This is a genomic window from Azospirillum oryzae (genome assembly GCF_900177515.1).
In the GTDB taxonomy this organism is placed as follows: Bacteria; Pseudomonadota; Alphaproteobacteria; order Azospirillales; family Azospirillaceae; genus Azospirillum; species Azospirillum oryzae_A.
In genome coordinates, this window is record NZ_FXAK01000005.1 from 158,883 (window position 1) to 171,174 (window position 12,292).

The following is a 12,292-nucleotide window of genomic DNA, read 5'->3' on the forward strand; positions in this document are numbered from 1 at the left end:
CCATGTCCGATGCCATCCTGAACCAAGCCTACGACGTGCAGCGGGTGCGGGAGGATTTCCCCATCCTCGCCCGCAGCGTCCACGCCAGGAAGGGAAAGCCCGGCAAGCCGCTGGTCTATCTGGACAGCGGGGCATCCGCCCAGAAGCCGCGTCAGGTCATCCAGGCCATGACCCGCTTCCTGGAGGAGGACTATTCCAACATCCACCGCGGCGTTCACTTCCTGTCGCAGACCGCCACCGACCAGTTCGAAGCGGTACGCACCAAGGTCGCGCGCTTCCTGAACGCGCCGAACGACCGCTGCATCGTCTTCACCCGCAGTTCGACCGAGGCGATCAACCTCGTGGCCAGCAGCTATGGCCGCACCTTCCTGAACGAAGGCGACGAAGTCATCCTGTCGATCATGGAGCATCACGCGAACATCGTTCCGTGGCAGCTGCTCCAGGCCGAGAAGAAGATCGTCATCAAGGTCGTGCCCTGCGACGAGGACGGCGTCCTCGACATGGACGCCTACAAGGATCTGCTGTCCGACCGCACGAAGCTGGTGGCGATCACCCACTGCTCCAACGTGCTGGGCACCGTCACTCCGGCCAAGGCCATCGCCAGGCTGGCGCATGAGCGCGGCGTGCCCGTCCTGTTCGACGGCAGCCAGGCGGTGGTGCACGGCACGGTGGACGTCCAGGACATCGACGCCGACTTCTACGTCTTCACTGCGCACAAGCTCTATGGCCCGACCGGTCTCGGCGTGCTCTACGGCAAGTACGACCTCTTGAAGAAGATGCCCCCCTACCAGGGCGGCGGCGATATGATCGAGAGCGTCAGCTTCGAAGGCACCACCTTCAAGGCGCCCCCCTCGCGCTTCGAGGCCGGCACCCCGCCGATCACCGAGGTCATCGGGCTGGGCGCCGCCATCGACTATGTCGAGGCCCTCGGCCGCGACGCCATCGCCGCGCACGAGCACGACCTGCTGCAATACGCCACGCAGCAACTGTCGCAGATCGACGGTCTGCGCATCGTCGGCACCGCGCCGGGCAAGGGGCCGATCATCTCCTTCGCGCTGGAGGGCGTGCACCCGCACGATGTCGGCACCATCGTCGACCAGTATGGCGTCGCCGTGCGCGTCGGCCGCCATTGCGCCGAGCCGCTGGCCGAGCGCTTCGACGTCGGACCGACCGTCCGCGCGTCTTTCGGCCTGTACAACACCCGGGAGGAAGCCGACGCCCTGGTCCACTCCCTCCAGGCGGTCAAGGAGTTCTTCGGAGCATGATGGACGATCTGCGCGAGCTGTATCAGGAAGTGATCCTGGACCACGGCAAGAATCCCCGCAACTTCCGCCATCCCGACGACGCCAATCGCGAGGCGAAGGGCGAGAACCCGATGTGCGGCGACCGCTTCATGGTCTATCTGACCCTGAAGGACGGGGTGGTGGACGATGTGGCCTTCCAGGGCCGCGGCTGCGCCATCTCCACCGCCAGCGCCTCGATGATGACGGAGCTGGTGCGCGGCAAGACGGCGGCCGAGGCGGAGAAACTCTTCCACGCCTTCCACGAGCTGTGCACCCAGGACGAGCCCGACATCCCCGAGGGTGTCGACGACGAGACCATGGAAAAGCTGATGGTGATGTCCGGCGTGCGCCAGTTCCCGGTGCGGGTGAAGTGCGCGACCCTGGCATGGCACGCGATGAACGCCGCGCTCCACGGCGAGGCTGCGGCCTCCAGCGACCAGTATTGAGGGAAGGGGGATCGAAATGCCCGATGAAACCCTGACGCAGCGCCCCATTGCTCCGAACCCGGCGGAAGCCGAGGCGCAGATGAAGGCCGACGCGGCGAGCGAGGCTTCCGAGTCCAAGGACTTCGCGCCGATGCCCAAGCCGCCCGAGGGCTATGACCCGAGAGAGGAGATCATGGATCGCGTCGTGGCGGCCATCAAGACCTGCTATGACCCCGAAATCCCGGTCGATATCTGGGAATTGGGCCTGATCTACCGTGTGGACATGGATGGCCAGCGCAATGTCGAGATTGATATGACGCTGACCAGCCCCATGTGTCCGGTGGCCGGCGAACTGCCCGAGCAGGTCCGCCAAGCCGTGCTGGGCGTCGAGGACGTCAACGAGGTCAAGATCGAGCTGGTGTGGGAGCCCCCGTGGCACCAGGGCATGATGTCCGAGGAAGCCCGCCTGCAACTGGATATGTTCTGAGCCGTATTAGGAGACCATCACCATGGCCCGCCCCCTGCCCAAGGCGCTCACCATCACCGACGCCGCCGCGGAGCGCGTCAAGGCGCTGATGTCCAAGGCCACCGACAACATGGTCGGCCTGCGCATCGGCGTGAAGGCGCGCGGCTGCTCCGGCCTCAGCTACGACGTTCAGTATGCCAAGGAGAAGATGAAGTTCGACGAGGTGGTGGAGGACAAGGGCGTCACCATCCTGATCGACCCGGCCGCTGTCATGTTCCTGATCGGCAGCGAGATGGACTATGTCGACGACAAGTTCCAGACCGGCTTCGTCTTCAAGAACCCCAACGAAAAGGGCCGCTGCGGCTGCGGCGAGAGCTTCCACGTGTGATCTAAAATAGCCCTCTCCCGCCCCCCGGGAGAGGGAGAATCCCGCCCCACCTCACGACATCGGATTCGCCGGCTTCGGCATCTCCGGCAGCGGGATGAACTCGCCATTGTCCAAATCCGGCAGCTTCATCCGGCCAGCCCGCCAGTCGGCTTTGGCCTGCTCGATGCGCTCCTTCGATGAGGACACGAAGTTCCAGTCGATGAAGCGCTGCCCCAGCGGCTCGCCGCCGATGGCCATGACCATGGACGGCGTGACGGCGGTCAACTGCGCCGGCTGGCCGGGAGCGAAGACAATCATCCGTCCGGCCTCCACGCGCTGACCCTCGGCCTCCACGCTTCCCGCCACCACATAGGCCGCCCGTTCCCATCCGTCCTCCGGCAGCATCACGCTGGCGCTGGGGGCGAGATCCCAATGGATGTAGAACAGCGGCGAATGGGTCTTCACCCCGGCCTTGGCGCCGAAGGCATCGCCCGCCACCAGCCGGCCGCGCACGCCGCCCTCCTCGAAGACCGGCAGGTCGCCGGTGCCGTAATGGGTGAAGGCCGGATCGGTTTCCTCGTCCGCCTCGGGCAGGGCGACCCAGGCCTGGATGCCGTGCATCCGCCCGCCTTCCTGCCGGGCTCGCTCGAAGCGTTCGGAATGGGTGATGCCGCGCCCGGCGGTCATCCAGTTCACCTCCCCCGGCCGGATCGCCTGTTCGGAGCCGACGCTGTCGCGGTGCATGATCTCGCCCTCGAACAGGTAGGTGACGGTCGACAGCCCGATGTGCGGGTGGGGGCGCACGTCGACATCGCGCGGCAGGCCCGGCTCGAAATCGACCGGCCCCATATGGTCGAAGAAGACGAAGGGGCCGACCATCCGCCGCTGAACGAAGGGCAGAATCCGCCCCACCTCGAATCCGCCGAGGCTCTTTCGGCGCTGCTCGATCACCAGCTCCAGCATGGGTCTTCCTCCCGACGATCGGTGTTTCGTGTTCAGGCGTTCGGATCGCGCGGTACGGTCTGGATCACCTCGAACCCCTCGAATTCCGGCGGCCCGACATACAGCGGCTTGCGGGCGCCGGCATTGCCATGGGCGTTGCGGAAGGCCTCCGACCGCGTCCAGTCCTGAAAAGCGGCTTCCGAGTCCCACACGGTGTGGGAGGAATAGAGCCGGTACTCCTCGCGGTCCGGGCCGCGCAGCATGTGGAACTCGACGAAGCCCGGCACCTTGTGCAGATGGACCTCGCGATTCAGCCAAACCTCCTCGAACTCCTGTTCGGACCCGTGGCGGACCTTGAAACGGTTCATCGCGATGAACATGCGGCTTCCCTTCCCGATTGGTCTACTGGCCCGACCCGTTCGAGGATAAGGGCGGAAGCCCCGACCGGCAATCAGCCTGTCGCCGCTCCCCCATATGGCCGACCGGCACAGGACCAGCGACATGCGGCCACCACCGGAGAAACGCGTTTAATCGTTATCTTACAGTCGTCTACAGAGGGTTTTCTCTGTCGCGTCCACGTACCTTCACCGGCTGGGCTAAAATGCGCTCCCCCTCCCCCACCCGGAAGGCCTCCCGCATGCACCACATCCGCCAAGACCCGACCTCCCGATCCGGGCGGATGGAACATTGAACAGTCGCGGCGGGGATGTTTCACGCTGTTTCAAACCTTCGCAAAGGCTGGAAGCGACGGAGCATGGACTGCCAATACCGTTAAGCTCTAATATACGCAAAAGGGGTATAAGCACCGTGAGGCGGGCGACCGACCAAGCGGCCAGGGGGGAAGGAATGACTTCAACAGGTCCAGCGGACACGGGGGCGCTGCAGGGTCGCACGAAGCCGCCCGACGCCATTGCAACGCTCATCATCCTCTCCATTCCTTTCCTGCTGGTCCTGGAAGCCGCCCGCCTTCCCGGTGCGATGGAAATCGCGCATTACCTGCCGCTGCACAGCTTCTTCGAAACCTTCGCCATCGCCGTCGCCGCCCTGATCTTCGCCATCGGCTGGCATTCCCATACGTCCGATACCCCGCCCGCCTTGCTGGCCCTGTCCGCCGGCTTTCTCGGGGTGGCGCTGCTCGATTTCGGTCATCTGCTGTCCTATGCGGGAATGCCCGATTTCGTGACGCCCTCGGGGCCGGAGAAGGCGATCGCCTTCTGGCTCGGCGCCCGGGCGATGGCGGCGGTTTCCCTGCTGATGGCGGCCACCCTGCCCTGGCGCCCGGGGTCGGCGGCGCTGCGCTATCCGCTGATCGGCGGGGTGCTGCTGGCGACCGCCGCGGCGTTCGTCGCCATCCTGTGGTACCCGCACCTGCTGCCGCGAACCTATCTGCCCGGCGAAGGGCTGACGCCGCTGAAGGTGGCGGCCGAATATGCGTTGGTTCTTTTCTATGCCGGCGCCGCTCTGATTTTCCACCGCCGCCGGCGCGAGGCGCAGACGCTGGACGTCCCTCGCCTTGTCATCGCCGCCGTCGCCATCGCAATCAGCGAGATGTGCTTTACGCTCTATCTCACCGTCTACGACCTCGCCAATGTGGCCGGACACATCTACAAGGTCATCGGCTACTGGTACCTGTATCGGGCCGTCTTCGTCACCGCCGTGCATCATCCCTACGACGCCCTGCACAGGTCCCAGCGCGACCTGTGGCGGGAGAAGGAGCAGGCGCGCGTCACGCTGCTGTCGATCGGCGACGGGCTGATCGCCACCGACACCGCCGGCCGCGTTTCCCTGATGAACCCGGTGGCGGAACGCCTGACCGGCTGGACGGTGGCCGAAGCGGTCGGCCGCCCGGTAAGCGAAGTCTTCGACATCGAGAATGCCGAGACCCGGCAACGGGTGCCGGTGCCGGTCCAGCAGGTGCTGGAGAACGGCGAAATGGTCGGCCTCGCCAACCACACGGTGCTGGTGGCGCGCGGCGGCGTCCGCAGCCACATCGCCGACATGGCCTCGCCGATCCGCGACCGCGACGGCGCGCTGCATGGCGTCGTCATGGTCTTCCAGGACGTGACCGAGACCTATGCCAGCCGCGAAGCGCTGAAGGACAGCCTGTCTTTGAACACCGGCATCCTGGAGAGCGCCGCCTGCGGCATCATCGCCACCACGCTGGACGGCGTCGTCCGCGTCTTCAACCGCGAGGCGGAGCGCATCTTCGGCTACCCGGCCGAGGAGATGGTCGGCACCACCGACCTGCCGCGGCTGTATGACCGGGACGAGCTGCGCGCCCATGCCGACGTCCTCTCCGTGGAACTCGGCCGGCCGGTGCGGGCGGGTTTCGATGCGCTGGTCACCCGCACCCGCGACAGCGGCCAGCCCGAGCCCGGCGAATGGACCGGACTGCGCAGGGACGGCGCCCGCATTTCCGTTTCCACCCTGACCAGCATGCTGCGCGACAGCGGCGGCTCGGTGCGCGGCTACCTGACCGTGGTGATGGACGTCACCGAGCGGAAGCGGACGGAGCGGCAGATCGAGAATCTCGCCTTCTACGACCCGCTGACCAACCTGCCGAACCGCCGCCTGCTGCTGGAGCATCTGGACGGCCATCTGCGGGCGGCGCGCCAGACCGGCCGCTATGGCGCGTTGATGTTCCTAGACCTCGACGACTTCAAGGGGCTGAACGACGCCCGCGGCCACATCGTCGGCGACATGCTGCTGCGCGAGTTGGCGGCGCGGCTGAACGCCACCCTGCGCAAGGGCGATCTGGTCAGCCGGCTTAGCGGCGACGAGTTCGTCATCCTGCTGCCCGACCTGGGGGCTGCGGAGGAGGAGGCGGCGGAGATCGCCCGGCGGGTGGCGGAAAAGCTGCGGCTGGCGGTGGCCCAGCCCTTCCAGCTCGACCGTTGCGAACACAGCATCTTCGCCAGCATCGGCCTGACAATCTTCCCCAAGACGCCGGACGAGTCGGTGGAGGATCTGCTGAAACAGGCGGACACCGCCATGTATGCCGCCAAGGACGGCGGGCGGAACACCATCCGCGACTATGACCCCGCCATGCTGGCGGATGCCCAGGCCCGTCTGCTGCTGCAGCAGGATCTGCGCAAGGCGGTCGATGCCGGGGAATTCACCCTGTTCCTGCAGCCCCAGACCCGGGCCGACGGCACGCTGGTGGCGGCGGAGGCGCTGATCCGCTGGCAGCATCCGCAGCGCGGCTTCGTCGCCCCCGGCGCCTTCATCGCGGTGGCGGAGGAGTCCGGCCTGATCCTGCCGCTGGGCGACTGGATTCTGATGGAGGCCTGCCATGTGCTGCGCCGTCTGGCCGATTCCGGCAGCGACTGCCACCTGTCGGTCAACATCAGCCCGCGCCAGTTCCGTCAGCAGACTTTCTGCGCCGGCGTCATCGCCGCCCTGCGCGCCACCCGCACCGATCCGCGCCGCCTGACACTGGAGATTACCGAGGGCATCGCCGTCGGCGACTGCGCCGACACCGTCGCCAAGATGTCGGAACTGGCGGCCTTCGGGATTTCCTTCTCGCTGGACGATTTCGGCACTGGCTTCTCGTCGCTGTCCTATCTGAAGCGGCTGCCGGTGGGAGAGATCAAGATCGACCGCTCCTTCGTCCAGGATGTCGACCGCAACAGCCACAATGCCGTGCTGGTGGAAACGATGCTGTCGATCTCCAGCCGTCTCGGCCTGAAGGCGGTGGCGGAGGGGGTGGAGACCGCGGCCGAGCGGGACTTCCTGGAAGACCGCGGCTGCACGATCTTCCAGGGCTACTATTTCGACCGGCCGATGCCGGTCGAAGACTTCATCCGCAAATACGTGAAAACACCGGAACTCGCAGGCAAAGAAGAGCCGGCCCATGCCTGAGGCCGGGCCGGCTCTTGGCCATCGTTACTTCTGGGCGATCATCTTGGGCTGACCGTTGCTCCAGACATACATGACGTAGTTCGGCTTGACGATGTCGCCCTTCTTGTCGAATTCGATCGAACCGACGACGGTGTCGAAGCTGTTGGCATGCAGGGTCTTCGCCAGCTTGCCGCCGTCGGTGCCGCCGGACTTCTGCAGCCCCTGGGCGATGACCTGGACCGCGGCATAGCTGTAGAAGGCGAAGTTGCCCGGTTCCGGCAGGCCGGCCTTCTTGAAGGAGGCAATCAGCTCCTGCGCCTTGGGATCGCTGGCCGCCGACGGGCTGTCGGTGTAGAGCGTGCCCTCGCCCGCCGGACCGGTGATCGACCAGTATTCCTGGTTGTTCAGGCCGTCGCCGGCGATGAACTGCGGCTTCAGCCCCTGTTCCTGCGCCTGACGGACGATCAGGCCCAGTTCCGGATGGTAGCCGCCGTAATAGACGGCATCGATGTTCTTGTCCTTCAGGCTGGTGATCAGCGCCGAGAAGTCCTTCTCGCCGGCCGTGACCGAACCGCGATAGGCCACCTTCCCGCCGGCCTTCTCCAGCGTCTCCACCACGACGTCGGCCAGCCCCTTGCCATAGGCCTGCTTGTCGTCCAGCACGGCGATGTTCTTGCCCTTGAAGTTCTGGGCCAGATAGTTGCCGGCGACCACGCCCTGCTGGTCGTCACGGCCGCAGACGCGGAAGATGGTCGGATAGCCCTTGGCGGTCAGCAGCGGGTTCGTGGCGGTCGGGCTGACCATCACCACGCCTTCCTCCTGGTAGACGTCGGCCGCCGGAATGCTGGCGCCGGAGCAGAGATGGCCGACCACGGCCGTGACCTGATCGCGCACGAACTGGTTGGCGACGGCCACCGCCTGCCGCGGATCGCAGGCGTCGTCGCCCACCTTCAGCACCAGCTTCTGGCCCAGCACGCCACCCTTGGCGTTGATGTCCGCGACCGCCTGCTTGGCGCCATACACCGACTGCTCACCCAGTGCTGCCACCGGACCCGTGGTCGCCGTGCCGAGTCCGATCACGATGTCGGCCTGCGCCGTGCCGAAGCCGGCCAGCAGCGCCGTCGCGCTGACGAAGGAAAGGACGGTGAGACGCATGGTTGGTTCTCCCAGGATTGCTGTTTTGTAAGGGACCATGTCCGCCGGTCCCGGCATGTTTCCTTTTCTGACCGATACGACAGGATTTTGAAAGCGCGATCATGGGTTTCGTAGCGCTCCGAACCGAGCCGCGACCGTTCGTCGCCGTTAGAATTGTCCCACTATTTGGCACCAAACAAAATTATTTGACACACTACGGCACATACGCCAGCATCGGAGAAATCAATGGTGGTCAAACAAACCATGAGCGCGGCGATGGCAGCGATGGAGCAGGAGGCTGACGCCGGAAAGACCCAGGGGACCGGGACACAGACCCTGCTGCGCGGACTTGCGCTGCTGGAATGTGTGGCGGCCGGCATCGGCGACGTGAAGGGGATCGCAGCACGGCTCGGCACCCCGCGTAGCACCACCAACCGTATGCTCTCCAGTCTGGTGGCGGAGGGGTATCTCCACCACATCCCCTACAAGGGCTATCTGCTGGGGCCAAAGCTGATCCAACTCGGCATGAAGGCGCTTGAGCAGCGCCCGTTGGTCGCCATCGCCCGCCCGCATATCGAGGCCCTGGCCGAGACCACCGGCGACACCGTCCATCTCGGCGTCGAGGAGAATGGCGAGGTGTTCTACCTCGACAAGATTCCCGGCACCCGCGGGCTGGAAATGCGGTCCCGCACCGGACAGCGCATGCCGCTCGCCTCCACTGGATTGGGCAAGGCGCTGATGCTGGGGATGCCGCCGGCGCGCTGGCAGGCGCTCCATGCGCTGACCTGTCCGGCAGAGCCGCCGGCCGGCCGGCCGCGTCCGGCCGACTGGCCGGTGTTCCAGGAACAGTTGACCCGCTACGTCGCCCAGGGTTGGGCGATGGATTTGGAAGAGAACGAACTCGGCATCCGCTGCGTCGCCGCTCCGGTACGCGACGGACGGAATCTGGTGGTGGCGGCGGTCAGCGTCGCCAGCGCCGTTCCCTACATGCCCGAAGACCGCATGACGACGCTGGGACCGCTGGTCCGCGCGACGGCCGAGGCAATTTCCAAGGATCTGGGATGGACCGCACCGTGACCTCCGCTGCCGGAACGACTCCCGACCGCCCTGTGCTGATCGCACTGGATTGGGGCACGTCGAGCTTGCGCGGTTTCCTGCTGGATAGTTCCGCCCGCATACTGACCGAGCGGTCGAGCGGGCATGGCATCCAGAACCTGCCGCAGCCCGGCGCCGCGGGCTTCGATGCCGCATTGACCGGACTTTGCGGCGACTGGCTGGACGCCCATCCTGCTCTGCCGGTGGTCGCCGGCGGCATGGTCGGCAGCGCCCAGGGCTGGGTCGAGGCCCCCTATGTCACCACGCCGGCCGACGCGACGACGCTGGCCGACAAGGCGGCGCGTGTCGAGACGGCGGCCGGCCGCCGGATCCTGATCGCGCCGGGCGTCCTGCACGATCCCGACGGCGGCGTTTCCGCCAAGTCGATTCCCGACGTGATGCGAGGCGAAGAGATCCAGATCGCCGGCGCGCTGGCCGGGAATGCTGATTGGGCACGCAATGCCTGTGTCGCGATGCCCGGCACCCATTCCAAATGGGTCCGGGTCGCCGACGGCCGCATCGCAGGCTTCTCCTCCTACATGACGGGCGAGCTGTTCGCGGTCCTGAAAACCCACTCGCTGTTGGGCCGCCTTATGCCGGCCGGGGTCGACGCGACGCCGGAAGATGAGGAGGAGGCTTTCTCCATCGGCATCCGGGCCGCGCAATCGGCCGGGCCGGGCGACCTGCCGCACCAGCTGTTCGCCACCCGCACGCTGGGGCTGACCAAACGTCTGCCGCCGGAAGCGCTGTCGCACTACCTGTCGGGCCTGCTGATCGGTCACGAGTTGCGGTCGGGACTTGCTCTACTGGCGGAGATGCCGGCCGGCACGCCGCTGCTGCTGATCGGCGATCCGGCACTTTGCCGCCGCTACAGCCGCGGCCTTGCCGCCTTCGGCACCACGCCTGCCGCACAGCTTGGCAATACCGCACCCCGCGGCCTGTTCCAGTTCGCCGCCGCAGCCGGCCTTCTGCCCTCCGCGTCCGCGACGCCCTCCAGCATCAAGAGCGCATAATGACAGAGCTTTCGCTTACCGCCCGCGTCGATGCGGCCTTCGCCGCCCTGCCGCTGGTCGCGATCCTGCGCGGCCTCACCCCGGCGGAGGCTGTGCCTGCGGCCAACGCGCTCTATGACGCCGGCTTTCGGCTGGTCGAGGTGCCGCTGAACTCCCCCGACCCGTTCGACAGCATCGAGGCCATTCGCCGTGCCCTGCCGCAGGATGCGCTGGTCGGGGCCGGGACGGTCCTGGCGCTGGATCAGGTCGACCGGCTGGCCGCCATCGGCGCCGATCTGGTGGTGATGCCGCATGCGGACACCGCGATCATCCGCGCCGCCAAGTCGCGGTCGATGATCTGCGTGCCCGGCGTCGCCACGGCGACGGAGGCTTTCGCGGCGCTCGCCGCCGGTGCCGATGCGCTGAAGCTGTTTCCCGCGGAGCAGATCACCCCGCCGGTGGTGAAGGCGTTGCGCGCGGTGGTTCCGCACAGCGTGCGGCTGCTCCCCGTCGGCGGCATCACGCCCGATACCATGCAGCCCTACCGCGCGGCGGGTGCGGCCGGCTTCGGCCTCGGCTCCGCCCTCTACAGCCCCGGCCTGCCGGTGGCGGATCTGGCCGCCCGAGCAGCCCGCTTCGCCCAGGCTTGGGCGGAGGGGACCGCCCCCCGCTGACCTCGCTTTCGATTTTCACCATCCAACGACCGGCGCACACGCCGGCGCACCACAGAGGGAATCCCATGAAGGTCACCAATCGCCTTTCCCGCCGTGCACTGACGGTCGGCTTGTCCGCAAGCGCGCTGATCGCCGGCGCCGCGACCCTGCCCGGCGCGGCCTTCGCCGCCGACTATCCGACGAAGCCCATCGAGCTGATCGTCCCCTACGCCGCCGGCGGTGGCACCGACCTCGTCGCCCGTGCCTTCGCCGACGCGGCGAAGAAGCACCTGCCGCAGCCGATCGGTGTGGTCAACAAGACCGGCGGCGGCGGTGCCGTCGGCCTCACCGAGATCATGGCCGCCCGCCCCGACGGCTATAAGATCGGCATGGGCACGGTGGAGATCACCCTGCTGCCGCATATGGGCGTCGCCCGCTTCACCGTGGACGACTTCACCCCCATCGCCCGCCTGAACGCGGAGCCTAGCGCGATCACCGTCAAGGCCGATGCGCCCTGGAAGACCTTCGAGGAGTTCCTGGACAACGCCAAGGCCAATCCCGGCAAGGTGCGCATCGGCAATTCCGGAACCGGCGCCATCTGGCACCTCGCGGCCGAAGCACTCGCGGACAGGACCGGCACGACCTTCAACCATGTGCCCTTCGACGGCGCCAACCCGGCCGTGACCTCGCTGCTGGGCGGCCATATCGAGGCGGTGTCGGTCAGCCCGGCCGAGGTGTCGAGCCAGCTCGCCGCCGGCCAGCTGCGCATGTTGGCGGTCATGGCCGACCAGCGCCAGAAGGCCTTCCCAGACGTACCGACGCTGAAGGAGAAGGGCATCGACCTGTCCGTCGCCACCTGGCGCGGCATCGTCGTTCCGAAGAAGACCCCGGCTGCAGTGGTCGAAACCCTGCGCACGGCCAGCAAGGCCGCGGCGGAGGACCAGAGCTTCCGCGACCAGCTCGCCAAGATGAACCTGACCTGGGCCTATGCCGACGGTCCCGAGTTCGGTCAGGTCATGCAGAAGGACAATGCCTTCTTCAAGGGCATGATGACCAAGCTGGGCATGGCGAAGTAACGCCTGACCGAACAGACCC

Annotated in this window: 12 protein-coding genes; 9 read left to right on the top strand and 3 right to left on the bottom strand. The window is 66.8% G+C overall.

Annotation, left to right across the window (positions count from 1 at the left end):
* Positions 1-2: 2 nt before the first annotated feature.
* Genes B9N97_RS09355 through B9N97_RS09370 form a run of 4 tightly spaced genes read left to right on the top strand, consistent with a single transcriptional unit; the run spans position 3 to position 2,562 of the window.
* Positions 3-1,265: a cysteine desulfurase gene (locus B9N97_RS09355; protein ID WP_085085652.1), complete on the top strand. Its 1,263-nt coding sequence runs from the start codon at positions 3-5 to the stop codon at positions 1,263-1,265.
* Positions 1,262-1,729 (top strand): Fe-S cluster assembly sulfur transfer protein SufU, encoded by a 468-nt coding sequence (gene sufU, locus B9N97_RS09360; protein ID WP_085085654.1) that lies wholly within the window; start codon positions 1,262-1,264, stop codon positions 1,727-1,729. The genes B9N97_RS09355 and sufU overlap by 4 nt, the downstream gene beginning before the upstream one ends.
* Before the next feature lie 16 nt (positions 1,730-1,745).
* Complete coding sequence (locus B9N97_RS09365; protein ID WP_085085656.1) at positions 1,746-2,195, top strand: iron-sulfur cluster assembly protein; 450 nt, start codon at positions 1,746-1,748, stop codon at positions 2,193-2,195.
* 22 nt (positions 2,196-2,217) lie between these two features.
* Positions 2,218-2,562, top strand: coding sequence for a HesB/IscA family protein (locus B9N97_RS09370; protein WP_085085658.1), 345 nt, complete (start codon positions 2,218-2,220; stop codon positions 2,560-2,562).
* A 51-nt stretch (positions 2,563-2,613) separates the two neighbouring features.
* Here the strand turns inward: B9N97_RS09370 and B9N97_RS09375 are convergent, their stop codons facing one another.
* Positions 2,614-3,504 carry a pirin family protein gene (locus B9N97_RS09375; RefSeq protein WP_085085660.1) on the bottom strand — a complete coding sequence of 297 codons (891 nt, stop codon included), beginning with the start codon at positions 3,502-3,504 and terminating at the stop codon, positions 2,614-2,616.
* Between the two features lie 32 nt (positions 3,505-3,536).
* The gene (locus B9N97_RS09380; protein ID WP_085085662.1) at positions 3,537-3,863 is read right to left on the bottom strand and encodes an antibiotic biosynthesis monooxygenase family protein; all 327 of its coding nucleotides are present in this window, start codon (positions 3,861-3,863) and stop codon (positions 3,537-3,539) included.
* A gap of 466 nt (positions 3,864-4,329) precedes the next feature.
* On the opposite strand from B9N97_RS09380, the gene B9N97_RS09385 reads away from it, so the two are divergent.
* Positions 4,330-7,344 (top strand): MASE3 domain-containing protein, encoded by a 3,015-nt coding sequence (locus B9N97_RS09385; protein WP_085085664.1) that lies wholly within the window; start codon positions 4,330-4,332, stop codon positions 7,342-7,344.
* A gap of 24 nt (positions 7,345-7,368) precedes the next feature.
* Here the strand turns inward: B9N97_RS09385 and B9N97_RS09390 are convergent, their stop codons facing one another.
* Positions 7,369-8,478: a branched-chain amino acid ABC transporter substrate-binding protein gene (locus B9N97_RS09390; RefSeq protein WP_085085666.1), complete on the bottom strand. Its 1,110-nt coding sequence runs from the start codon at positions 8,476-8,478 to the stop codon at positions 7,369-7,371.
* Between the two features lie 225 nt (positions 8,479-8,703).
* Between B9N97_RS09390 and B9N97_RS09395 the strand changes: the two genes are divergently transcribed.
* From B9N97_RS09395 to B9N97_RS09410, 4 genes are all read left to right on the top strand, one after another.
* Positions 8,704-9,534, top strand: a complete 831-nt coding sequence (locus B9N97_RS09395) for an IclR family transcriptional regulator (RefSeq protein WP_143266578.1) — start codon at positions 8,704-8,706, stop codon at positions 9,532-9,534.
* The gene (locus tag B9N97_RS09400) at positions 9,519-10,565 is read left to right on the top strand and encodes a 2-dehydro-3-deoxygalactonokinase (protein ID WP_085085668.1); all 1,047 of its coding nucleotides are present in this window, start codon (positions 9,519-9,521) and stop codon (positions 10,563-10,565) included. The genes B9N97_RS09395 and B9N97_RS09400 overlap by 16 nt, the downstream gene beginning before the upstream one ends.
* Positions 10,565-11,218, top strand: coding sequence for a 2-dehydro-3-deoxy-6-phosphogalactonate aldolase (locus tag B9N97_RS09405; protein WP_085085670.1), 654 nt, complete (start codon positions 10,565-10,567; stop codon positions 11,216-11,218). Before B9N97_RS09400 ends, B9N97_RS09405 begins: the two co-directional genes overlap by 1 nt.
* A 65-nt stretch (positions 11,219-11,283) precedes the next feature.
* Positions 11,284-12,273, top strand: coding sequence for a Bug family tripartite tricarboxylate transporter substrate binding protein (locus tag B9N97_RS09410; RefSeq protein WP_085085672.1), 990 nt, complete (start codon positions 11,284-11,286; stop codon positions 12,271-12,273).
* Positions 12,274-12,292: the final 19 nt, after the last annotated feature.